Origin of the sequence: Shinella sp. BE166 (assembly GCF_051201095.1) — a bacterium.
GTDB lineage: Bacteria > Pseudomonadota > Alphaproteobacteria > Rhizobiales > Rhizobiaceae > Shinella > Shinella lacus.
In genome coordinates this window covers 84869-106685 of record NZ_JBPEHL010000008.1, presented here as the reverse complement: position 1 = coordinate 106685, position 21817 = coordinate 84869, and the positions used below count along the sequence as shown (strand labels likewise).

Genomic DNA, 21817 nt, shown 5'->3' with positions numbered 1-21817 from the left:
ATCCCTCATCGGACGGGCCGAATCGAAGGCGGGCGAAGGCCCGCCGTCGCGTCAGTTGCGTTTGACGATGTCGCCGTTCGAGGTGACGATGACCCAGGCGCCGTCGCGCTGTTCCAGCGTCGCCAGGCGGCTGTTGTCCGGCAGGATCGAGCCGACACGCACGATATACATGCCGCTCGCATCCTCGATCAGCGCCCGGCCGTTCGCCACATGCATCAGCCGGAAGCCGGACGAGGCGGGCAGCGGCTGGTCGAGACCGGTTTCCACCGGAGCGCCGAGCGTCGTCTTATCCTTTTCACCGCCGCCAGCGGTGGTCGCGGTCGAGACGGGATCGACGCTTTCCAGGCTCGGATCGTCGTCGTTATCGACCATCGCGGCAGGCGAGACACTCATCACTTCCTTGGGCTTCGTTTCCGGCAGGTCGCGGGTGTTGCCTTCCCAAAGTGCGGGAACCGAAAACTGATCCGGGTTGAGGAAAACGTACCACGGAAAGAAAGCGGCCATGGCGGCCAGCAGCACGCCGGTGCCCACCAGCATCTTGTCGCCGGTGCTGTAACGCCCCTTCGTCACGCGCTTGATCGGCGGAACGCTCTGGTCCGCATCGAAATCCGTCACTGTTATCCCCTTCTCGTTGCCGGCGCGCCGCCCTGCCCGGCCGCATTCTTCAACGCGACCGCAAGGTCGGAGAACGCGTCACCGGCGGGCCTTTCGCCCGGCGTCTGTTTCAAAACCTCGTAGATGACCGGCACCTGCTTGATCGCCATGTCGAGATCCGCATCAGCACCCGGGCGGTAGCCGCCGATGAGGCGCAGGTCCCGCGTCTCCTCGAACCGGTGGATCAGCGCCTTCAGCCGCGACACCAGCTTCTCCTGGTCCGGCGTCCAGGCCTTGCGGGCAAGACGCGAGATGGAGGCGAGCGGGTTGATCGGCGGGTAGCGGCCCTCTTCGGCGAGGCTGCGCTCAAGCACGATATGGCCGTCGAGAATGCCGCGCGTCGAGTCGGCGATCGGGTCGTTGTGGTTGTCGCCGTCGACGAGGATCGAGATGATCGCGGTGATGGTGCCCGCACCCTCGGCGCCCGGTCCGGCACGCTCCAGAAGGCGCGGCAACTCGGTGAAGACAGAGGCCGGATAGCCGCGGGCGATCGGCGGCTCGCCCGACGCGGTCGCCACTTCGCGGATCGCATGCGCAAAGCGCGTGACGCTGTCGATGATCAGCAGGACGTTGTCGCCCTGGTCGCGGTAATGTTCGGCGATGGTTACGGCGGTCAGCGGCGCCATCTTGCGCAGCATCGGACTTTCGTCGCTGGTCGCGACGACGGCAACGGACTTCGCCAGGTTGTCGCCGAGCGTATCCTCAATGAATTCACGCACTTCACGGCCACGTTCGCCGACCAGCGCGATGACGACCTTGTCGAACGCGTCCGCGCGGGCGAGCATCGATAGAAGCGTCGACTTACCAACACCGGAGCCGGCGAAGATGCCGAGACGCTGGCCGAGGCAGAGCGGCGCAAAGATATCGATGGCGCGCACACCGGTATGGAACCCTTTTTCGACGCGCTTGCGGGTCATCGAGGGCGGGGCGGAATTGGAGATCGAGCGGCGCACGTCGCCCTGGACCAGCGGGCCGAGCCCGTCGATCGGCTCGCCGAGCGCATTGATGGTGCGGCCACACCACGAGGAGGCCGGCGCGACGCGGAAGGCGCCCTTGCGAATGACCGTGTCGTGGATGCCGATCGGCTCGCCGGGCTCGATCGGGCAGACGACGACCGTCTCCGGCTCGACACGCACGACCTCGCCAAGATGAATGCCGGTCGGGCTGCGATGCGCGACGAATTCGCCGAGGCGCACATGGCGCGACAGGCCGCTCACCGTATAGTTGCCCGACGCGATCGTCTGGACATGGCCGCCATGCACGACGGAAAATTCCGGCGAGGAATAGCGCCGCACCAGGCCCGCCATCGCGCTCAGCATGCGGCCGCCGTCGGGGATACGGGTGTCGCTGGTCGTCCTCTTCTCTGCCGCCATGATCGTTTACCGGTTTCCGCCGAAGGTGCGGATGGCTTCCTTCAGCGATTCCTCGCTGTCGCGCATCAGCGATGCGATGCTTTCGAAGGCGCGCGTGACCTGGATAAGCTGCGTCATCTCGCCGATGGCGTTGACGTTGGATTCCTCGACATAACCCTGCACCACGCCGGCATCCATGCGGTCGACGACCGGCTCGGGCGGAATGGTGGTGATGATGCCGCTGTTGCCGGCGCGCACGAAGCCGCCGGAGAGATCGGCGTCGAACAGGCCGAGGGCCGCGACGGGCTGGCCGTTCTGGTTGAGCTGGCCGTCGGCGCTGAGCAGGATCGGCCCGTTGGCGAGATCGAGCTGGATCGGCCCGCCGCCGGCATCCAGCACCGCATAGCCGTTGAGCGTCACCAGTTCGCCGGCATCGGTCACCGTGAAGCGGCCATCGCGGGTGAGCGTGGGGCCGGAGGGCGTCTCCACCTGGAACCAGGCGTCGCCCTTGATGGCGAAGTCGAGCGTGCCGCCGGTCTCCGTCATGCCGCCGCTGCGGGTGGACAGGAATTCGTTGCCCTGCGAGACGAAGGCGACGTCGGCGACTTTCTGGTCGCTGACGACCTGGTTGAATTTCACTTCCGTGGCGCGGAAGCCGACGGTCGTCGAATTCGCGACGTTGTCTGCAAGTGTCGTCAGGCGGCGATCAAGCGCAAGCTGGGACGAAAGCGATACATAGAGCCCGGTCTGCATGATCAGCGACCTCCGAGTTTCAGGTTGTTGATGGAAATCAGCAGGTCCGTCGAAATGCCGGTGAGGCTCGACGACTGGAAGACGGTCAGCGGATCGTAGCTGCCGGACGGGTTTTCCAGCTCCCACATGGCGGTGAAGCGTTCGAGGAACTTGCCGACCTTGCTGGTGTCCTTGAAGTCTTCGAGGTTCAGCGCCTCTTCGTAGTAGGCGGCCTGCCGGTCGATATCGGTGCCGGCGAACTCTGCCGGAAGCTGGAGCGCGGTGCGCACGACCTGGGCCAGCGCATCGTCGGCGATGATGGAATAGCCGGACGTGATGGACGAGGCCATGCGCTCGAAATAGAGCGCCAGGCGCACGCCGGTATTGTCCTCGCCGGCGCTGACTTCCAGCGTCTGGCGGGCATATTTGTCGACGACGCCCTTCTGGGCGCGTTCGAAGCCGGTGGCGAACTCGCCGTGCTTGGCGAAGTTCAGCGATTCGGCCAACTCTTTGTAGCGGGTGTCGCTGAGCTGGTTGGCGAAGGCGGCCTCGTCCTCGGTGCCTTCCGTCAGCACCTTGCGCATGAAGGCCTTGGCGTAGGCCATGTCCTCCAGCCCGTGGGCCTTCATCACGTAGTTATAGAGCCGGCTGTCGGCGAAGAATTCATCGACCGACTTTATGCTGCCGATCTTCGAGAGGTAATATTCCGTCTCGCGCTTGACGTCCGGCTGCTCCTGAACGCGCGACAGCGACGTCTGGAGGTCCGCGGTAATCAACTTGTAGCTCGTATAGGTGGTCGTCACGATTGGCCGCCGATCAAGGTGCAAGAAGGCACGATTGCCCGTTATGAGCCATGATCCTGCGGGTTTTTGCTTGCGCGAACCTGATCCGTAAACCTGCCGTTAGGTACAGCCTCACGCAAGGCTGGAACCGTATCTCCACAAGGGTCAGAATTGTGTTGGGACACCTGCGCTCATGAACATTATCATCGGTCTAATCGTTACCTTCGGCTGCGTCCTTGGCGGCTATATGGCCATGGGCGGGCACCTGGAGGTGCTGAACCAGCCCTTCGAGCTCCTGATCATCGGCGGCGCCGGCGTCGGCGGCTTTATCGTGGCGAACACGATGAAGGTGATCAAAGGGACCGGAACCGCGCTCGTCGAAGCCTTCAAGCACAAGGTTCCCAAGGAGCGCCATTATCTCGATACGCTCGGCGTGCTCTACAGCCTGATGCGGGACCTGCGCACGAAATCGCGCAACGAGATCGAAGCGCATATCGACAATCCGGACGAGTCGCCGATCTTCCAGTCCGCGCCAACAGTTCTCGCCAACAAGGAACTGACCGCCTTCATCTGCGACTATGTCCGCCTCATCATCATCGGCAATGCCCGCAGCCACGAAATCGAGGCGCTGATGGACGAGGAAATCCAAACGATCACCCGCGACAAGATGAAGCCCTACCACGCGCTCAGCACGATGGGCGACGCCTTTCCGGCCATCGGCATCGTCGCGGCCGTTCTCGGCGTTATCAAGGCCATGGGCGCCATAAACGAAAGCCCGGAAGTGCTTGGCGGTAAGATCGCGGCGGCCCTCGTCGGCACGCTGCTGGGCGTGTTCCTGTCCTATTCGATCGTCACCCCGATCATCACCAACATCAAGGTCGTGCGCGAAAAGCAGAACCGCCTCTACGTCATCGTCAAGCAGACGCTGCTCGCCTACATGAACGGTTCCGTGCCGCAGGTGGCGCTGGAATACGGCCGCAAGACCATCTCTTCCTACGAGCGCCCGTCGATCGACGCGGTGGAGCAGGAAATGATGAATCCGGGCGGCAGTTCGAAGGCGGCCTAAGACATGAAAGAAGCGAGCGTGAGCGAAACCCCTACCCTAGACCCGATCGTACTGGCCCGGCTCACCGGCCGGCTCGGCGACCACGCGACGATCTCCAAGCTCTGCGCCAGCCTCGGCGACGTCTTCGCCGAGTTCCTGCCGGACATGCTGGAGAGCGAGCTTGGTTTCGAGGTCGCAGTCTCCTATGCGGGTTTCGAGACGGGCAAGTACGGCCCGCTGGTGGAAGGCCTCGGCGGTGCCATGGCGTTCTGCGACGCGTCGCTGCGTGACTGGTGCGATCGCTTCACGCTGATCTGCGACAGCCCGATGATCATCACGCTCGTCGAAAACATGCTCGGCGCCGTCAGCGATACGATCGAGGATCCCGAACCGCGTCCGCTCTCCAAGATCGAGCTCGACCTCGCCGCCATGATGTTCGACCGCATCTCCGGCGTCGTGAAGACCGCCGTCAACGGCGCGAACGGCTTCGAACCCTTCCTCGGCCCGGCGCACAATGCGGAGACCCGCAAGGCTGCCGACGATGGCTCGGACGATACTTTCGTCGCCATGGTCAACATGGCCGTCGGGATCGGCCCGGTGCTCTCGACCTTCCACATCGTCGTTCCGCAGAGCGTTCTCCTGAAATCCAACATCGCGGCGCCGAAACCGGCGAATGTGGCGAAGACCCGCGTCGAGTGGAGCGAACAGCTCGGCGAGCAGGTCCGCCGCTCGAAGGTGACGCTGGAGGCGCGCATTCGTCTCGAAGCCCAGACGCTCGACACGATCAGCCGTCTGCAAGCGGGCGACATCATTCCTTTCAACGAGACGGGCGACGTTCGCGTCGACGTGAACGCCAACGGCCGCAACCTCTATGTCTGCGAGTTCGGCCGCTCCGGCGCCCGCTACACGGTTCGCGTCAAGGATACCTACGGTTCGGAGGACGAGCTTCTCCAGCACATCATTGGATAGTTTAGGCATGAAGCCTGACGAGTGGCACGCCTCAGGCAAGTTTCGAATGGAATAGTGGTCTTATGGCACCGAAGAAAACACCCATCGCTGACGACATGACGTCTTCCCTCAACGCGGGCGACCAGGAACTGGAGCAGGCGATCGACGACCTGCGCGGCGTTCTTCAGAAGGATGCTACCGGCAGTTTCGGCGCGGATCTTCCCGCGACCATCGACAACGACCCGCTCGCCGCTTTCGGCGGCGATTTCGGCAGCTCGGACTTCGGCGGCGGCGCGGCCACGTCGGATTTCGGCGGCGGCACGAGCTTTGGCGGCTCCGATTTCGGTGGCGGCACCGATTTTGGCGCCGATCTCGGCGAAGCGGCCCGCCCGGGCAGCGCGCTTACGTCCAATATGGACCTCATCATGGACATCCCGATCGATCTTCAGATCGTTCTGGGCTCGTCGCAGATGCAGGTCTCCAGCCTCATGAACCTCTCGGAGGGCGCCACGATCGCGCTTGATCGCCGCATCGGCGAGCCCGTCGAGGTCATGGTCAACGGCCGTGTCATCGGCCGCGGCGAAATCACCGTTCTTGAAAATGACGACACCCGCTTCGGGGTCAAGCTCATCGAAGTGAAGAGTACACGCAAGGTCTGATACCGGTTCAGGTCTCAGGGGGATAATCCATGATGGATTTCGAAAATTTCGGCACCTCCACAGCGGTCGGCGCACCGCTATCGCAGGTCGAGAAGGCGGCAGCCGTGCTTCTGGCCATGGGCAAGGGTGTTGCCGGCAAGCTCTTGAAGTATTTTACCCAGAGCGAGCTCCAGGCGATCATCGCCTCCGCACAGAACCTGCGCGCCATCCCGCCGCATGAATTGCTGGACCTCGTCAACGAGTTCGAAGACCTCTTCACCGAGGGCGCCGGCCTCATGGACAATGCCAAGATGATGGAAGGCATTCTCGAAGAGGGCCTCACGCCGGACGAAGTGGACGGACTGCTCGGCCGCCGCGCCACCTTCCAGGGCTACGAGACGACGATCTGGGACCGTCTGCAGGACGCCGATCCGGTCTTCGTCGCAAAGTTCCTGCTCAACGAGCACCCGCAGACCATCGCCTATATCCTGTCCATGATGCCCTCGGCCTTCGGCGCCAAGGTGCTGCTGGAGATCCCGGAAGATCACCGCGCGGACATCATCAACCGTACCGTCAACCTCAAGGATGCGAGCCCCAAGGCGACCGTCATCGTCGAGGCGCGCGTCATCGAGATGATCAATGCGCTCGACGCCGAACGCAACTCGATGGGTTCGAACAAGGTCGCGGACCTCATGAACGAGCTCGAAAAGTCGCAGGTCGACGAAATGCTCGCCTCGCTCGAAACGGTCTCCACCGAATCGGTCAAGAAGGTCCGTCCGAAGATCTTCCTCTTCGAAGACGTGCTCTACATGCCGCAGAGAAGCCGCGTGTCGCTGTTCAACGACGTCTCCGGCGACATCATCACGGCGGCCCTGCGCGGCTCGACGATGGAACTGCGCGAATCGATCCTCTCCTCGATCGGCGCACGCCAGCGCCGCATGATCGAATCCGATCTCGCCGCCGGCGACCAGGGCGTCAACCCGCGCGAAGTGGCGATCGCCCGCCGCTCGATCACGCAGGAAGCCATCCGCCTGGCGGCGGCCGGACAAATCCAGTTGAAGGAGAAGGAACAGGCGCGCGAAGCGGCCTGATCCCGCTTGACACCGTAACGCCACAGGCGGAGCGTACTTCCGGCCCGAATCTCCTGAATGGGGATTCGGGCCGTTTCTTTTAGGGAGCGCGACGTGTCGGACGACGACAAAGACAGCAAAACAGAACTCCCGACCGAGAAAAAGATTCGCGATGCGATGGAGAAGGGCAACACGCCCTTCTCGCGCGAAATCACCATCTTCGCCTCGACGCTCGCGATCTATCTCTTCCTCGTCTTCTTCATGCCGGGCGGCATCGCGCGCATGAACGAGACGCTGCGCGACTTCTTCGAGCAGCCGGAGGCCTGGAACCTCAAGACCGGTACCGACGTGATCGCGATCTTCCGCCATCTCGGCTGGGAGGCCGCAACGCTTTTGACGCCCATCCTCATCATGATGATGGTCTTCGGCATCGCTTCCTCCGTGTTGCAGAACCTGCCGAGCCCGGTGCTCGAACGCGTGCGCCCGCAGATATCCCGCCTCAACCCGGTGAAGGGCCTCGGCCGACTGTTCGGCAAGCAGGGCCTCGTCGAATTCGCCAAGTCGCTGATCAAGATCCTGCTTGTCTCGCTCGTCGTGGCGCTTGCCATGCGCGGCAATTATTTCGCCTCGCTCGACACGATGTTCTCCGAGCCGGCGGCGCTGATCATGATGATGACGGCTGATATCAACAAGGTGCTGCTGATCATCCTGTTTGCCACCGCGCTCATCGCCGGCATCGACTTCGCCTGGACGCGCCATCACTGGTTCTCCGAACTGATGATGACGAAGCAGGAAGTGAAGGAGGAAATGAAGCAGTCGCAGGGTGACCCGATCGTGCGCGCCCGCATGCGCTCGATTCAGCGCGACCGCGCCCGCCGCCGCATGATGACGGCCGTGCCGCGCGCCACCCTCGTCATCGCCAACCCGACCCACTTCGCCGTCGCCCTGCGTTACGTGCGCGAAGAAGGCGACGCTCCGGTTGTCGTCGCCAAGGGCCAGGACCTCGTCGCGCTGAAGATTCGTGAGATCGCCGAGGAGAACGGAATACCCGTTTTTGAAGACCCGCCGCTCGCACGCTCAATGTTTGCGCAAGTCTCGGTCGATAGTGTCATTCCGCCGGTGTTTTACAAAGCCGTGGCAGAGCTGATTCACCGGGTTTACGCAGCTTCGCCTCAGACCAGACGGGTAAACTAGATCCGATGAGAAAATGCACCTATTCCGCCGAGCGCGAGAAGATTGTTGCTGAAGCAATCTGCCCGGTCGCCACAGAGCTCCGACTGCTCGACGCCGCCGATCTCGTCTCGTTGTTGCGTTTCGAGTGCTACGGTAACCTGGCCGATCTGGTCTCCTCGGCGGCGGAGCTGTATTTCCTGCCCGGCACGGTGAATTTCGGCGCCGGCGGTGACTACAGCCTCGACTGGGGCACCGAGCCGGAAGTGACGCTCGACATGGAGCTGCGCCCGCAGGGTGTCACGGTCTATGCGAAACTTCTGTTGCAGAAGGACACGGCAGGCGTGGAAGTCACCCATGTCGCCTTCAACAATCCGTCGGCCGATCCGGACGACAACACGGCCTTCTTGCGCAAGAGCCTCCAGGAGGCCCGCTACGTGAAATCCGGCGGCAAGGCGCCACCGGCTCTGCACGCTCATTAGAGCATTTCTGCAATTCCGGACGCAAAACCGCTACGCACTTTTGCTGGAATTGCTTTAAGGCAAAAGGCTCGTCAGGTGATGTAGCCGAGGCGGATCGCCTTGGCGATCGCCTGGATGCGGTTGACTGCGTCGAGCTTCGTCGTGGCGGTGCCGAGATAGGCGTTCACGGTGTGCACCGAAAGCCCCATCTTTTCGGCGATCGCTTCCGAGATGCAGCCATCGCCGGCCATCTGGAGGCAGGCGATTTCGCGTTCGCTGAGGGCTTCGGAGGGCGCGAGCTTCTTTTCCTCGCAGGCCAGCATGTCGATCAGCACTTGGCAGCTCTTCATGTGCATATCGACGATGAGGTCGCTGGAGGGCGCGATGAACGGCCCCACGAAGACGACATAGCCGTTACCATGCGCGCCGAGACGGATCGGGAAAGCGATGCCCGACCAGGCCAGCAGCCGCGGCGGGAGACGCGTCGTGAAGGGCTCGGCACCTGATTCGGCGAACTGGTTGTCGCCGGCCCCTTCCCAGATCAGCGGCAGCATGGACGCTTCGAGATGGGCGAGCATGGCGGGGCCGTAGGCTTCGATAAGTGCGCGGGCATTGCCGTCGACATCCTGCGCCCAGTTGTGCAGCGAGAGCGTCAGCTTGCGTGCCGACGGCAGGCCGTGGCCGCTGAGGCGAAGCACCGCGAAGTGCTCGGCGCCGATGATCGTCTGCATCACCTGAAGGCGGGAGACGAAATCGGAGGCGCGGGCCGCCTTTGGCGGGCGCGCAAGGCGGATTTCCGTCTCGATGGCCGTGGGGGCGGAAAGCTGGATGTCCATGATGCCCTCCTCAGACCAGGCTGTTGCGAACGGCCCAGGCGATTGCCTCGGACCGCGTCTTGGTCGCGGTCTTGCGCATCACGCTGGTGATGTAGTTGTTGATCGTGTTGCGCGAGATGCCGAGGATGACGGCGATCTCGTCGCTCGTCTTGCCTTCGGCGATCCAGTAGAGGCACTCGATCTCGCGTTCGGTCAGTTCCATCTCGCGATCCTGACGGAGGATCGCGCCCTTGCAGCAGACGCTGGCGAAATAGCCGGTCATGACGCCGACATCGCGCAGCTTGCTCTGGGAGAGGATGAAATGCTCCGGGAAGAGCAGCAGCAGCGACATGCGCGCCCGGCCGACATGGAAGGCGATGACGCAATATTCGCGGCTGACGCCTTTCGGCACCGGAGCGCCCTCGGCGAGGTGGTGGAAGCAGGGCTTCAACAGCCCGAGGCACTTGTCGAGTTCGCTCATGCGGGACTGGCTGGCAAGCACGGAGCCCGCGATGGAGCGCACCATGTCGAACGGCCAGTCCGAGGCCACGACGGTTTCGAGCCCGGCTTCGGGCGAGACATCGTGGCGGACGAGAAGGTAGTGGGACGCGCTGACATAATCGGTCAGCGCTCTCAGACCGGTGGACAGGCCCGCGCGGTTGGCGCAGCGTCCGAGGTGTTGAATCAGAAGCTCACGCGCACTCTTACGCTCACCTGACTCGGCGGAGAATCCATAGGATTCCCAGGCCGCGACATCCGACCGGATCGTTTCCATGATAGCCCCCTGTTCCGATTCAGAACGGACATTCCCGCCTCCTTCCCGCCAAAAGTTCGGAACCGTCCGAACTTCCCCCGGTCAGGCCGCATCGGCGAGAATCACCAAGCGAATCAGTGACTAAAGTGTACATCGGCCATCGCTAAAAACCACCGCCATCTTCTCGGGATTTACTTTTGCCGGCTTCCGTGAGTCGATTCGAAACGGGTGATTTGCCGGCTCACGAAGAGCTTAATCTCGCCGATGAGCCAGAGGTAAGTGATTGTTAACCATACAATATTCATTTGCCGCAATCGGGGTGCCGCTTGAAAGTGGGCGCTAATTCGATTCACGATTGTGAATAAATAATACAAATCACAACCATAAAGATCATAAACTTTTTGCGAGCATCGACGGCGTGCGGAATCGGCGGGGCGGGAAGTGACTCCGCCGGCGAAAAAATTGCGCGGATCGACCAAGCGAGCGTTGCCGAAATGCGACACGAATTGGCAAATCAGCGTCGCCGTTTTGTCATCCGCAAAAGCAAGGGCGCGGTCGTTGCCGACCGCGCCCGATGTCTTTTCGAAATTTTGGAGCCGTCAGGCCGCTTCCTTGTCGACCGCCCACTTGCGCAGGATCTTGGCAGCGCGTTCCTCGCTGATTTCGACCATGCGGCCGAGGCGGCGTTCCGGGCCTTCCTTGACGCGGCGGTTGAAGGTGCCGTCGCCGTCGTCACCGGCATTGAGCAGGTCGTCGGTGCTGTCGAAGCCGAAGTCCGCGCCGAAGCCGTCCATGAGCGTGGCACCGGGGCCGCCGACACCCGCCACCGGCGAGAAGTCGGGCAGTTCGAGGCCGGCCGCGTCGCTTTCCAGCGCATTGGCCGAGGCACCACCGCCGGTAACCGAGCGGACCGCAGGGCGAAGGCCGAACCAGACCACCACGATGGCGACGCCGAGGAAGGCGAGCGCATTGATGATGCCGCCGAGGTTGCGCGTCAGCACTTCCATGATGCCCGGACCCGCCACGGCCTCGTCGAGGAGCTGGTGGTCGAGGAATTCCATGGCGTTGATCGTCACGATGTCGCCGCGGTCGGTGCTGAGGCCAGCGGCTGAAGAGACGATCTTCTGCATGTCGGCGATGTAGGCATCGATTTTCGCCTGGTCGGCAGGCTCGCCAACCATGGCCGCGATACGGGCGCGGTTGACGACGACGGCGACAGACAGCTTCTCGACCGCAAAGCCGCTGCGCACGGTGGCGACGGTCTTGCTGTTGATCTCGTAGTTTGTCTGCTCTTCCTTCTTGTCGGCTTCGTCGCTCGATTTCTGGCCGTTAGCGTCGCCCTCGGGGCCGCCCTGGGGAATGTTCTGCTCGACGGTCGCGGCCTTGTTGTCGGCCTGCTGTTGAGACTTCTGGGTTTCCCGCGTGACGCGGACCGAGCGCTCGACGCGGGATTCCGGGTCGTAGACCGTCTCCTGGATCTGCTGCGAGTCCGTGTTGAGCGAGGCTGTAACGCTGGCGCGGAAATTGTCCATGCCAAGGAAGGGTGCGAGCGCCTTTTCGATGTTGCGTTCGACTTCGCTCTGCACGGTCTGTACGGCCGTCAGAGAGCGGTTGACTGCACCATTCTCCGCATCGTCGCCAGAGGCGAGAAGCTGGCCGGCCGAATCGAGGATGGTGACACCGTCGACTTCCAGGCCCGGCACGGAGGCCGCGACGAGATGGCGGATCGCGCCTGCCGATTCACGGCCGATCTGCGCGCTGGCGCGGATCATCACGGAGGCGGTCGGCACCTGCTCCGCTTTGCGGAAATTGCCGCGCTCCGGCATGACGATGTGCACGCGGGCTGCGGCGATGCCGCTGATCTGCTGGATGGTGCGGGCGATTTCGCCTTCGAGTGCGCGGACACGCGTCACTTCCTGCATGAAGGAGGTGAGGCCGAGCGATCCGACCTTGTCGAAGAGTTCGTAGCCGGAATTGGCGCTGCTCGGCAGGCCGCGCTCGGCGAGATAAAGCCGCGCCTTGCCCGTCTGCCCGACCGGCACTTCGATGCTGCCGCCGTCCGTTCCGGTGTTGAAATCGATATTGGCTTCGGCGAGCGCCAGGCTGATCTGGTTCACGTCGGTCTTTTCCAGACCGACATAGAGTGTCTCGTAAGCGGGTTTGTTAACCAGGATTCCGGCGGCAAGCACCAGACCGATCGAGACGATGGCGGCTCCCGCCAGCATCGCGAGCTTCGCCTGCCCTAGCGAAGCCAGGTTCTTGTAGACTTTCGTCAACTGTTCCAACAGATTCATTCTGTTCCCGCACGGACTAGTCGCCTGGACACCGGGCAACATGCCGGCGTTATCAGACGCATTTTCAATCTCGTGGGACGAAACCGGCGCATTTCCGCACGCGCCGCCTGCCCCATGGAATACCTGGATCTAACTGACCCGACATGGAGACTAGCCGGCGAAACTTGCGCGAGCATTTCGTTGCGGCGCACTGGAGAGTGCCCGCACAATGCAGGACGGCGCCACAGGGGCGCCGCCAAACTCACTGATTATAGTGTGTGGAATCGGCTAGAAGGCCTCGAAATCGCCGACGGCCTTGCCGATCGGCTGGGAATGGCCGTGGCGCATTCCGTTGCTCAGCGCCTTCTGCATATCAGCAAGCTTCACCAGATTGAGCGCGGTCGTAACGTCGACGATCCAGTTCTCCGGAATGCTTGCGGTGATCGTGTCGATGAACTCGGCGAGGCCGCGCGTCTTCTGGACGGCAAGGTCGATGCCTTGCAGCACCATCATGCGCTCCATGGCGTTCGCTGCGGTTTCGCCATGCACGGCGGCCAGCTGCGGCTCGATACGTTCGATCAGGTAGGCGACATCGTGCAGTTCGGACACGATTCGCATCAGGACATCCGGAAGGGCTTCCTCCATGGCAGTCGCTGCACTCAGATACTCGGCTTGCATGGGTGACCCTTTTTATACCCTGTTCGCTTCCTTGGGGTGCGATTGCCCGGTCAGAAGAATTCGATCGAGCTTTCGACAGGCCTGGCGACGGGTACGGGCCGCTGCTCCAGCGCCACCGTCTTCTGCGTCTCCACCCCTGTCAGCGCATATTGCCTGGCCCGGCCGCTCGACGGCCAGTATTCCAGCTTGCGCCCATGCTCGCCGCCGGTGCTTTCACCGACGACCTTGATGCCTTCGTCCATCAGGAACTGCCGGGCGAACAGCGCGTTCTGCTCGCCGACATTGGAGAAGCGCGCGATCGTCTTCGCGCCTCCAAAGATTTTCGCCTCCAGCCGGTCGCGGCGCGCGCCCTGCTTCAAAAGGCCGTTGATCAACAGTTCCATCAGGTGCACGCCGTAGCGCGTGGCGTCGCCGCCCGAGGCCATCGCCTCGGCCGAGCCCGGCAGCAGGAAATGGTTCATACCGCCGACGCCAATGACCGGGTCGCGCATGCAGGCGGCCACGCACGAGCCGAGAATGGTGGTGAGCACCACATTCGGATCGTTGAGGACCTTGTATTCTCCCTGGATGACATGGACGCGGCGCGTCCCGGCGTCTGCTATCATTTCAATGCCCCGAACACGGCTTCGATGGCCGCCTTCATCTTTTCGATGGTGAACGGCTTGGCGAGAACGTTGTTGGCACCGAGTGCCGCCGCCTTCTGCACCAGGGCACGGTCGCCCTGTGCGGTGAGGATGATGAAGGCCGCCTTCTTGGTGGTGGGGTTGGACCGCACCGCCTGAAGGAACTCGATCCCGTCCATCTTCGGCATGTTGAAGTCGGAGATCACGAGATGGTGCGGCTGCTGGGCCATGATGGCCATGCCCTGCGCACCATCACCGGCTGCCGTGATCTGCTTGAAGCCGAGTTGCTGCAGGGCATCACCCAGCAGCAGGCGACTGGTCACCTGATCATCGACGATGAGGACTTTGATTTTTTCAGCGATAGACATTATTCGCTCCCTTCTCTACGGGCCGCAGTGATCTTCAAGATTTCCTCCCCAATGGAGGAGAGCGGAAACTGGTGTTCTACGGCGCCCAGCTCGAAAGCCACTCTCGGCATTCCATATACGACGCAGGTTTTTTCATTCTGACCGATGGTCCGCGCCCCTGCATGGCGCATTTTCAACAGGCCGCTTGCCCCGTCCCGGCCCATGCCGGTGAGGATGACGCCGACCGCATTGCGGCCGGCAAGTTCGGCCACCGAATCAAACAGCACATCCACCGAAGGGCGATGGCCGTTGACCGGATCCCGTTCCACCAACCGGCAGCAGGGTGCATGCGGGTTGGAGACCTGGAGATGACGTTCGCCGCCGGGCGCCAGGTAGATCTTGCCGATCTCAAGGCGGGCACCGTCCGTCGCTTCCTGCACCACGGGCGCGCAGAGCCGGTGCAACCGGTCGGCAAAGCTCTTGGTGAAGGACGGCGGCATGTGCTGGGTGATGACGGTCGGCGGGCAATTGACCGGGAACTTCTGCAGGACCGCGATCAGCGCTTCCACGCCGCCCGTCGAGGCGCCGATGGCGACGACCCGGCGGCCGGGCTTGTAGCTCACGGCCGGGTTGACGTTGGCGGCGGTCGGGGCCAGCGGCGGCACGTCCGTGCGGATCTGGCGGCGCTGCGAGCGGGCGGCGGCCTTCACCTTTTCGGCGAGGTCGCCAAAGGGGCGGGCGTCGCCCGGCTGCGGTTTTCCCACGCAATCGAAGGCACCGATTTCCAGCGCCATCAGCGAAGCTTCCGCGCCGCGATGGGTCAGCGTCGAAACCATGATGACCGGCATCGGCCGGAGCTTCATGATCTTGTCGAGGAATTCGAGCCCGTTCATGTTCGGCATCTCGATATCGAGCGTCACGACGTCCGGATTGAGCTGCTTGATCGCGTTGCGGGCTTCCATGGCGTCGCCGGCCTGGCCGACGACGTTGACGTCCGGATCTGCATTGAGCACGGCCGTGATCAGGCCGCGCATGGTCGGCGAGTCGTCGACGACGAGTACGCGCGCGGGTGCCATCATGCGCTCCTCCTGTACTTGCCCGTGTAGCGGTAGGTGGTGATGCCGATATTATCGAACTGGTTCTTCGCCTCGCCCGAGACGCGCTCCGAGTGGCCGATATAGAGGTGGCCGGCGTCGCCGAGCATGCCGGCGAAGCGCGACCAGATCTTCATCTGCGTCGGCTCGTCGAAATAGATGACGACGTTGCGGCAGAAGATCACGTCGAACGGACCCTTGAACGGCCATTGCGCCATCAGGTTCAGCTCGTTGAAGGTGATGAGGCGCTTCACGCGGTCATCGACCTGCCATTTCTGCCGGCCGCCCGCATCCACCTCGCGGAAGAACTGCTTTCGCATGGCGGGGTTGACCGTTTCGAGCGCATTGGCGTCATAGGCGCCGGCGCGGGCGATGGCGAGGATCTTCGGGTCGATATCCGTCGCGAGGATGCGGAAGTCGTAATCCGCGGCGTTCGGCATCAGCGACAGCACGGTGAGCGCGATCGAATAGGGCTCCTGACCATCCGAACAGGCGGCCGACCAGATGCGCACGCGGCCGCCATTGCGGGCGCGCGCCAGGAGGTCCGGCAGCACGTCGGTCTTCATATGGTCGAAGTGATGGTTCTCGCGGAAGAAGCGCGTGAAGTTGGTCGTCAGGTGCGACAGCATCTCCTTGCGCGGGCCGGCACCGGCGGGCGAGGAAACGAGCGCACAATATTCCCGAAAGCCCTTGAGGCCGAGCTGGCGGATGTGCTTCGACAGGCGCGAGTAGACGAGCGAGGCCTTGGTCTCGTTGAGGTAGATTCCGGCATCCGCATAGATCATGGCCGCAATCTCCGAGAGGTCCTTGCGCGTCAGCGGGTATTCGCCGCTGGCAAGGCACTCGTCCGGAGACTGTCTTGCATCGATGGCCGGGGAATAGGTCATGCAGCTTCGCTTTCCGTATGCGGGAACAGGGCATCGAGTTCGATGAGGCAGATCATGCGGCCCTCGATGGCGAGGATGCCGCGGGCGTAGGCCTTCGCCGCCTCATTGGCGATGTCCGGCGTCGGCTGCATGTTGTCGTCGGTCACGGTCAGGATGTCGGACACCGCATCGACCAGCAGGCCCACCACCCTCGTCCCGACCTGGGCGACGATGATGACGTGGCGCACCGTCGGCTCGGCCGGCTTCATGCCGAGGCGCAGCGACAGGTCGACGATCGGCAGAACGGCACCGCGCAGGTTGATCACGCCCAGCACATAGGACGGCGCATGCGGCATCGACGTCGCCGGGGTCCATCCACGGATCTCCCGGACCGACATCACGTTCACGCAGAACTCCTGGTCGCCGATCCTGAAGGCGATCAGTTCCCGTCCATGCGTGAGATTGTTTGCCGCGTACGTCATTGTCTCTTAACCGGTTGCAGCGAGCGAGATGTCTTGTCTGAGCGACTGTCCGCGCGAGGCGGCGACCACCGCATCGACGTCCAGGATGAGGGCCACGCGGCCGTCGCCGAGAATGGTGGCGGCGGCGATGCCGGGTACGTGGGTGTAGTTGGCCTCCAGGCTCTTGATGACGACCTGGCGCTGGCCCTGGATGGCATCGACCATGAGGGCACGCTGGCCGCCGCCTTCCGATTCGACGAGCAGGGCCACGCCGTCCATCGGATTGGCCTGCGTGTTGCGGAAGTTGAGGATCCGGCCGACATCCACCAGCGGGCAGAAGGAGTTGCGGATCGAGATGAGGCGCTGCGAGGCGCCGAAGGAGTGGATGGCCGAGGCTTCCGGCTGGAGCGTCTCGACGATCGCCGTCAGCGGCACGACCAGCGTCTGGCCGGCAACCGTGACCACCATGCCGTCGAGGACGGCCAGCGTCAGCGGCAGGCTCATGGTGAAGACGGAGCCCTGGCCCGGCTTCGACGAGATCGAGATGCGGCCGCCGAGCGCCTGGATCGAGCGCTTGACCACGTCCATGCCGACGCCGCGGCCGGAAAGGTCGGAAACCTTGTCGGCGGTGGAGAAACCGGCGTGGAAGATCAGGTTGTCGATTTCCTCGTCCGACAGGTTGGCGTCGGCGGCGATGAGATCGTTGTCGATCGCCTTCTGGCGCACCTTCTCGCGGTTGATGCCCGCGCCGTCGTCGGCAAGTTCGATGACGATGCGGCCGGAGCGGTGTTTCGCCGTGAGGCGGACCGTACCTTCCGGGTTCTTGCCGAGCGCTTCGCGCTTCTCCGGCATTTCCAGGCCATGGTCGACCGCGTTGCGGATCATGTGCGTCAGCGGCTCGGCGAGCTTGTCGATGACGGTCTTGTCGACTTCGGTGTTCTCGCCTTCCGTGATGAGGCGGACCGACTTGCCGGTAATATCCGCGATTTCGCGAACGGTACGGGCCATGCGCTGGAAGACCGGCTTCACCGGCTGCGCGCGGATCGCCATCACGGAATCCTGGATCTCGCGGGTGAGCTGTTGCAGCTCTTCGAGGCCCATATTGATGGAGGACGTGCCGTTGGTGTCGTTCTCGACGACGCTCTGCGAGAGCATCGCCTGGTTGATGACGAGCTCGCCGACAAGGTTGATCAGGCGGTCGACGCGGTCGAGATCGACGCGGATCGTCTGGCCTGCGGCGGCAGCCTGGTTGGCCTGAGCGGCGCTGGCGGCGGAAGCCGCGGCCTTGGCGTTTTCGGCGGCGCGGCTTGCGACCTGCGCCACCTTGCTGACGGTTTCGGCGGCGGCAACGGCGGCAGCCGCGTCGCTTTCAATGGCGGCCGGCTCTTCGTCCCCAGCAGTCGAACCACCTTCGTCGAGGATCGACAGGTCGAACGGCACCGGCTGCATCGGCAGCTCTTCCTCGTTCGCCGCCTCGCCGACGACTTCTTCCTCGACGGTGCGGATGTCGAGATCGCAATCCCACTCGGCGAATTCGAAGACGGTGCGCACACCGTCCTCGCCCTTGTCTGTCGTCACCGAGATCTTCCAGGAGAAATAGGCTTCCTCCGGGTTCATCTTGTCGAGCGGCGGCAGGCTGTCCATGTCGCAATAGATGCTCATCTCGCCGAGGCGGGAGAGATCGCGCAGAAGCAGGGCCGCTTCGTTGCCCTTGGCATAGAGGTCCTTCTTCGGGCGGAAGAGGATCTGGCAGGTCGGCACGTAGCGATCGGCCGGCTCTTCGTCGAAATCGCCGAAGGAGAAGGGGATCGGCTGGAAGCCTTCGTCGTTGACCGCCGGCTTTTCGACGACCGGCGCCGGCGCGGCCGCCTTGGGAGCAGCAGCCACGGGTTTCGGCGCGGGGGCCTCGGCAGCGGCCGGCACTTCGCCGTTCGCCAGCGCTTCCAGTTCGCGGATGAGGGTGCGGCTGCGCGCCTCGTCGACGCTTCCGCCGTCGCGCGCCGCATTGGTCAGGTCCGCCAGAACGTCGGCGGATTTCAGCATGACCTTCAGGACGTCCTGGGTCGGCTCCAGCTTGTTGGATCGAACGCAATCCAGTGTCGTCTCAAACACATGGGCGAAGGAAACGAGGTCATCGAGGCCGAATGCACCGGCACCGCCCTTGATCGAATGCACGGCGCGGAACACGGCGTTGACCGTCTCCGGGTCGCGATCCCCATCGTTCAACTTCAAGAGACCGGACTCCAGTTCCGCGAGTTGCTCCTCGCACTCCTGGAAGAAAATCTCTTTGATTTCGTTCATATCCATCGGGAGAAATCCTGGATTAGGCGGTTACGCGCTCGATTGCGTCGATCAGCTTCGTCGGGTCGAAAGGCTTTACGATCCAGCCCGTGGCGCCGGCCTGGCGTGCACGGTTCTTCTTCTCGGCGTCGCTTTCGGTCGTCAGAACGAGGATCGGGATTGCCCGGTACTTCTCGTTGCGGCGAACGCCCTCGATGAAGCCGAAGCCATCGAGACGCGGCATGTTGATGTCGGTGACGATGACATCGGGGTTCGCGTTTTCCAGAACTTCGAGGCCCGCGATGCCGTCTTCGGCCTGGATGGTCTCGAAGCCTGCATTGTTGAGGGTGACGAGAAGCATGTTTCGAATTGTCCGGGAATCATCCACGGTGAGTACTTTTTTCTTCATTGCCTAGCCTCCTGTGCCAGCAAGTGATCAATATTCACGCCAATAAGTTGCATTGTCTTCATGAAAGGTTCGGACACCTTGGCGAAGGTGAAGGGCTGCTTGTCCTCCTCCCAGCTCTTGGCGCCAGCCATCAGTACCTGGGCACAGAGCGCACCGACCCGCTCGACCGCCGAAGCGTCGATGACGAGCGGACCGCCCTTCAGCCCCATGAGCTGTGCATGCAGCGCCGTCGCCTCGTTAAGATCGAGGACGGGGGCAAGGCTTAGACTTTTCTGAGCGGCTTTCTTGCTCGCCATTACCGGGTTCCTTGTCTGCGTCTGTGCAAAATCATCGTTGTCTCGTTCCGGCCGGCGGGCGGATGGCTTCCTTCCGAAAGCCGGCTGCGCGCCGTCGAGAACCAGTGCCGGGGCCGTCTCTCCGTCATCTCACCCTCCGAAGCCGACGGCACGAGCCGTGAGGAAATCGAGGGGCGAAGCCTGCACGTCGCTGCGTTCCGCGGCGACACGCGTTTCCGCCGGCGCGGGACGCGTGTTGCGACGAAGGTCGCGGCCGGACGAAACGTGGAATTCACGGATCGTGCGGCCGAGTTCGAGGATGACCGTGTGCAGGTCGCCGCCGGCCTCGCCGACGCGGCCCGCATCCGAAGCATCGGCTTCGAGCGCACGGCCGGCACGGCCGATATCCGCGGTGACGCCGCCAAGCCCTTCGGCATCGACGGCGCTTTCGCGCACGATGCCGGTGATGGCGTCATTGATGTCGGCAACCTGGCGCACGATGTTGCCGATCGCATCCTGGGTACGGTGAACGTGCTCGACGCCGGCTTCCACCTGCGCCTTGGTGCCCGTCACGAGCTGCTTGATCTCGCGCGCCGCGTCCGCCGAGCGCTGGGCGAGTGCCCGCACTTCCTGCGCGACCACCGCGAAGCCGCGGCCGCTATCGCCGGCGCGGGCGGCTTCGATGCCGGCGTTGAGCGCCAGGAGGTTGGTCTGGAAGGCTATCTCGTCGATGACGCCGATGATCTGGCCGATCTTTTCCGCCGACGCCTCGATATCCGCCATCGCGGACATGGCCTCGCCGACGATGTTACCGCTTTCGGCTACGGACTGCTGCGTTGTGGCGGCGGCCGACTGCGCCTTGCGGGTTTCGCCCAGCGTCTGGCGCACGCGCTCCACGATGGTGCCGAGGGCATTCGCCGTCTCGATCAGGCTTGCCGACTGCTCGGCCGAACGGGCCGACAAGGCGCCGGCGCCCGAGGCGAGCGTGCCGACGAGGCGGTCCGATTCCGTCGCGCGATCGGCGGCGGTGGTAAGTCGGGACTGGATTTCGTCGAGCGCGCCGTTCAGCGTCTCGGCCAGCTCGCGCCAGGCCTCCGGCATCTCGCCGGAAACGCGCGCGGAGAAATCGAGTGCGGAAAGGCTGCGGATCGTTTCGCCGAAGACGCGATCGAGCTCCGCGCGGTCCTCGCGGCGCTGTTCGCCAAGCGCCCGTTGATGGGCGTGGCGCAACTTGTTGAAGCGCAGCGAGACGCCGATTTCCATATCGACCATCGCGGTGCGCAGGAAGGCGGAGACGAGGTCGGTCAGCTCCTGGCGGCGGGCCTTGGCACCGGAGAACATGGATTTCGGCCAATATTGTTCGATCAGGCCGGTGACGACCGTTTCGACGACGACCGAATGGCCGGCAATGCGCCAGCGCGGGTCGAGGCCCATCTGGCTTTCGCTGTCGGAAAGGACCTTGACCCGTTCGGCATAGAGCGCATCGAACCGCGCATCGGTCAGCACGCTCCAGTGGGAGCTCTGGAGATCGTGCAGGCGGTCGATCTGGCGCTCGCTCTGGAAATGGCGGGCGGCATCGGGAAAGGTCTGGAAGCGCTGGAAGAGATCGCGAAGTGCCGTTTCGACATGCCGTTCGAGCGTCTGGCGGTGACGGCGGAGCGTGTCGCCCTGCGTGCCTTCGACGCCGGCAAAGCGCAAACGGTCGCGCAGGCTGGCTGCCTGTCCCGTTCGTGCCTGTTCTGCCGGCATTTCCTGCACCAAACTGCTCCCAAACCAACAATGCCCCGGCCACCCGCAATGGATGGACGACTGAATTCTCGCATGGAGAGGTTGGCTACCGAGCCGTGCTCACGCGGCGGCACAGAGATGCCACCCGTCGATCCATGATCAAATTCGGTGAAACTCGAATACCGGCTCGGATCCGGTACGGCGGTTCGGCATCATGCCTGGGTGAGAAATGGCGAATTTCCCATTCCGACGTGTAGAGCAATGTTTATGGTTAATTCCTTGCCTGAAGGTTAATAGTTCATAGCTTGCTTATGGCATTGCTAAAATTAACAGAACCGACGTTGCGTAAGCCACACGCAAGC

23 protein-coding genes are annotated in these 21817 nt (G+C 63.2%); 6 read left to right on the top strand and 17 right to left on the bottom strand.

The genetic code is table 11. The annotated features are described in order from the left end of the window. Positions 1–51: 51 nt before the first annotated feature. Genes J2Y63_RS20220 through J2Y63_RS20205 form a run of 4 tightly spaced genes read right to left on the bottom strand, consistent with a single transcriptional unit; the run spans position 52 to position 3541 of the window. A complete protein-coding gene (locus J2Y63_RS20220) occupies positions 52–621 on the bottom strand; it encodes a flagellar protein (protein WP_435267674.1) in 570 nt (189 codons plus the stop codon). Further along, the gene (gene fliI, locus J2Y63_RS20215; protein ID WP_435267552.1) at positions 618–2027 is read right to left on the bottom strand and encodes a flagellar protein export ATPase FliI; all 1410 of its coding nucleotides are present in this window, start codon (positions 2025–2027) and stop codon (positions 618–620) included. The genes J2Y63_RS20220 and fliI overlap by 4 nt, the downstream gene beginning before the upstream one ends. A 6-nt stretch (positions 2028–2033) precedes the next feature. Next, positions 2034–2759 (bottom strand): flagellar basal-body rod protein FlgF, encoded by a 726-nt coding sequence (flgF, locus tag J2Y63_RS20210; protein WP_256120747.1) that lies wholly within the window; start codon positions 2757–2759, stop codon positions 2034–2036. 2 nt (positions 2760–2761) lie between these two features. Beyond that, positions 2762–3541, bottom strand: a complete 780-nt coding sequence (locus tag J2Y63_RS20205; RefSeq protein WP_256120748.1) for a DUF1217 domain-containing protein — start codon at positions 3539–3541, stop codon at positions 2762–2764. A gap of 172 nt (positions 3542–3713) precedes the next feature. Between J2Y63_RS20205 and motA the strand changes: the two genes are divergently transcribed. The 6 genes from motA to J2Y63_RS20175 all read left to right on the top strand — a co-directional run bounded on the left by motA (position 3714) and on the right by J2Y63_RS20175 (position 8873). After that, on the top strand, positions 3714–4586 hold the full coding sequence (motA, locus tag J2Y63_RS20200; RefSeq protein ID WP_256120749.1) for a flagellar motor stator protein MotA: 873 nt from the start codon (positions 3714–3716) through the stop codon (positions 4584–4586). Positions 4587–4589: 3 nt separating this feature from the next. Further along, positions 4590–5534: a FliM/FliN family flagellar motor switch protein gene (locus J2Y63_RS20195; protein WP_435267551.1), complete on the top strand. Its 945-nt coding sequence runs from the start codon at positions 4590–4592 to the stop codon at positions 5532–5534. 62 nt (positions 5535–5596) lie between these two features. Further along, positions 5597–6172 carry a flagellar motor switch protein FliN gene (gene fliN / locus J2Y63_RS20190; RefSeq protein WP_435267550.1) on the top strand — a complete coding sequence of 192 codons (576 nt, stop codon included), beginning with the start codon at positions 5597–5599 and terminating at the stop codon, positions 6170–6172. Between the two features lie 29 nt (positions 6173–6201). Further along, a complete protein-coding gene (fliG, locus tag J2Y63_RS20185) occupies positions 6202–7242 on the top strand; it encodes a flagellar motor switch protein FliG (RefSeq protein WP_256120752.1) in 1041 nt (346 codons plus the stop codon). Positions 7243–7299: 57 nt separating this feature from the next. Further along, complete coding sequence (gene flhB, locus J2Y63_RS20180) at positions 7300–8415, top strand: flagellar biosynthesis protein FlhB (protein WP_256120753.1); 1116 nt, start codon at positions 7300–7302, stop codon at positions 8413–8415. 5 nt (positions 8416–8420) lie between these two features. After that, the gene (locus tag J2Y63_RS20175; protein WP_256120754.1) at positions 8421–8873 is read left to right on the top strand and encodes a hypothetical protein; all 453 of its coding nucleotides are present in this window, start codon (positions 8421–8423) and stop codon (positions 8871–8873) included. A 71-nt stretch (positions 8874–8944) separates the two neighbouring features. On the opposite strand, the gene visR is transcribed toward J2Y63_RS20175, so the two are convergent. From visR to J2Y63_RS20110, 13 genes are all read right to left on the bottom strand, one after another. Next, entirely contained in the window at positions 8945–9688 is a 744-nt protein-coding gene (gene visR, locus J2Y63_RS20170) for a transcriptional regulator VisR (RefSeq protein ID WP_256120756.1), read from the bottom strand. 10 nt (positions 9689–9698) lie between these two features. After that, on the bottom strand, positions 9699–10442 hold the full coding sequence (gene visN / locus J2Y63_RS20165) for a transcriptional regulator VisN (protein WP_435267549.1): 744 nt from the start codon (positions 10440–10442) through the stop codon (positions 9699–9701). A 578-nt stretch (positions 10443–11020) separates the two neighbouring features. Then, positions 11021–12715: a flagellar basal-body MS-ring/collar protein FliF gene (fliF, locus tag J2Y63_RS20160; protein ID WP_256120758.1), complete on the bottom strand. Its 1695-nt coding sequence runs from the start codon at positions 12713–12715 to the stop codon at positions 11021–11023. A gap of 267 nt (positions 12716–12982) precedes the next feature. Then, the gene (gene cheT / locus J2Y63_RS20155) at positions 12983–13372 is read right to left on the bottom strand and encodes a chemotaxis protein CheT (RefSeq protein ID WP_256120759.1); all 390 of its coding nucleotides are present in this window, start codon (positions 13370–13372) and stop codon (positions 12983–12985) included. Between the two features lie 50 nt (positions 13373–13422). Next, positions 13423–13977: a chemoreceptor glutamine deamidase CheD gene (gene cheD, locus J2Y63_RS20150; RefSeq protein ID WP_256120760.1), complete on the bottom strand. Its 555-nt coding sequence runs from the start codon at positions 13975–13977 to the stop codon at positions 13423–13425. Next, positions 13974–14363 carry a response regulator gene (locus J2Y63_RS20145; protein ID WP_069059978.1) on the bottom strand — a complete coding sequence of 130 codons (390 nt, stop codon included), beginning with the start codon at positions 14361–14363 and terminating at the stop codon, positions 13974–13976. Before J2Y63_RS20145 ends, cheD begins: the two co-directional genes overlap by 4 nt. Then, a complete protein-coding gene (gene cheB, locus J2Y63_RS20140) occupies positions 14363–15421 on the bottom strand; it encodes a protein-glutamate O-methylesterase CheB (RefSeq protein ID WP_435267548.1) in 1059 nt (352 codons plus the stop codon). The genes J2Y63_RS20145 and cheB overlap by 1 nt, the downstream gene beginning before the upstream one ends. After that, the gene (gene cheR, locus J2Y63_RS20135; protein ID WP_435267547.1) at positions 15418–16323 is read right to left on the bottom strand and encodes a protein-glutamate O-methyltransferase CheR; all 906 of its coding nucleotides are present in this window, start codon (positions 16321–16323) and stop codon (positions 15418–15420) included. The genes cheB and cheR overlap by 4 nt, the downstream gene beginning before the upstream one ends. Continuing rightward, the gene (locus tag J2Y63_RS20130) at positions 16320–16784 is read right to left on the bottom strand and encodes a chemotaxis protein CheW (RefSeq protein ID WP_256120763.1); all 465 of its coding nucleotides are present in this window, start codon (positions 16782–16784) and stop codon (positions 16320–16322) included. Before J2Y63_RS20130 ends, cheR begins: the two co-directional genes overlap by 4 nt. 6 nt (positions 16785–16790) lie before the next feature. Further along, the gene (locus tag J2Y63_RS20125; protein ID WP_435267546.1) at positions 16791–19070 is read right to left on the bottom strand and encodes a chemotaxis protein CheA; all 2280 of its coding nucleotides are present in this window, start codon (positions 19068–19070) and stop codon (positions 16791–16793) included. Positions 19071–19086: 16 nt separating this feature from the next. Next, a complete protein-coding gene (gene cheY1, locus J2Y63_RS20120) occupies positions 19087–19452 on the bottom strand; it encodes a chemotaxis response regulator CheY1 (RefSeq protein ID WP_435267545.1) in 366 nt (121 codons plus the stop codon). After that, positions 19449–19748, bottom strand: a complete 300-nt coding sequence (locus tag J2Y63_RS20115; RefSeq protein WP_134649657.1) for an STAS domain-containing protein — start codon at positions 19746–19748, stop codon at positions 19449–19451. The genes cheY1 and J2Y63_RS20115 overlap by 4 nt, the downstream gene beginning before the upstream one ends. Positions 19749–19877: 129 nt before the next feature. Then, the gene (locus tag J2Y63_RS20110; RefSeq protein WP_435267673.1) at positions 19878–21476 is read right to left on the bottom strand and encodes a globin-coupled sensor protein; all 1599 of its coding nucleotides are present in this window, start codon (positions 21474–21476) and stop codon (positions 19878–19880) included. Positions 21477–21817: the final 341 nt, after the last annotated feature.

Bases quoted from the DNA above. Each gene is read 5' to 3' on its own strand.
- fliI (WP_435267552.1), bottom strand. From the start codon at position 2,027: ATGGCGGCAGAGAAGAGGACGACCAGCGACACCCGTATCCCCGACGGC.
- flgF (WP_256120747.1), bottom strand. From the start codon at position 2,759: ATGCAGACCGGGCTCTATGTATCGCTTTCGTCCCAGCTTGCGCTTGAT.
- motA (WP_256120749.1), top strand. From the start codon at position 3,714: ATGAACATTATCATCGGTCTAATCGTTACCTTCGGCTGCGTCCTTGGC.
- J2Y63_RS20195 (WP_435267551.1), top strand. From the start codon at position 4,590: ATGAAAGAAGCGAGCGTGAGCGAAACCCCTACCCTAGACCCGATCGTA.
- fliN (WP_435267550.1), top strand. From the start codon at position 5,597: ATGGCACCGAAGAAAACACCCATCGCTGACGACATGACGTCTTCCCTC.
- fliG (WP_256120752.1), top strand. From the start codon at position 6,202: ATGATGGATTTCGAAAATTTCGGCACCTCCACAGCGGTCGGCGCACCG.
- flhB (WP_256120753.1), top strand. From the start codon at position 7,300: ATGGGGATTCGGGCCGTTTCTTTTAGGGAGCGCGACGTGTCGGACGAC.
- J2Y63_RS20175 (WP_256120754.1), top strand. From the start codon at position 8,421: ATGAGAAAATGCACCTATTCCGCCGAGCGCGAGAAGATTGTTGCTGAA.
- visR (WP_256120756.1), bottom strand. From the start codon at position 9,688: ATGGACATCCAGCTTTCCGCCCCCACGGCCATCGAGACGGAAATCCGC.
- visN (WP_435267549.1), bottom strand. From the start codon at position 10,442: ATGGAAACGATCCGGTCGGATGTCGCGGCCTGGGAATCCTATGGATTC.
- fliF (WP_256120758.1), bottom strand. From the start codon at position 12,715: ATGAATCTGTTGGAACAGTTGACGAAAGTCTACAAGAACCTGGCTTCG.
- cheT (WP_256120759.1), bottom strand. From the start codon at position 13,372: ATGCAAGCCGAGTATCTGAGTGCAGCGACTGCCATGGAGGAAGCCCTT.
- cheD (WP_256120760.1), bottom strand. From the start codon at position 13,977: ATGATAGCAGACGCCGGGACGCGCCGCGTCCATGTCATCCAGGGAGAA.
- J2Y63_RS20145 (WP_069059978.1), bottom strand. From the start codon at position 14,363: ATGTCTATCGCTGAAAAAATCAAAGTCCTCATCGTCGATGATCAGGTG.
- cheB (WP_435267548.1), bottom strand. From the start codon at position 15,421: ATGATGGCACCCGCGCGCGTACTCGTCGTCGACGACTCGCCGACCATG.
- cheR (WP_435267547.1), bottom strand. From the start codon at position 16,323: ATGACCTATTCCCCGGCCATCGATGCAAGACAGTCTCCGGACGAGTGC.
- J2Y63_RS20130 (WP_256120763.1), bottom strand. From the start codon at position 16,784: ATGACGTACGCGGCAAACAATCTCACGCATGGACGGGAACTGATCGCC.
- J2Y63_RS20125 (WP_435267546.1), bottom strand. From the start codon at position 19,070: ATGGATATGAACGAAATCAAAGAGATTTTCTTCCAGGAGTGCGAGGAG.
- cheY1 (WP_435267545.1), bottom strand. From the start codon at position 19,452: ATGAAGAAAAAAGTACTCACCGTGGATGATTCCCGGACAATTCGAAAC.
- J2Y63_RS20115 (WP_134649657.1), bottom strand. From the start codon at position 19,748: ATGGCGAGCAAGAAAGCCGCTCAGAAAAGTCTAAGCCTTGCCCCCGTC.
- J2Y63_RS20110 (WP_435267673.1), bottom strand. From the start codon at position 21,476: ATGCCGGCAGAACAGGCACGAACGGGACAGGCAGCCAGCCTGCGCGAC.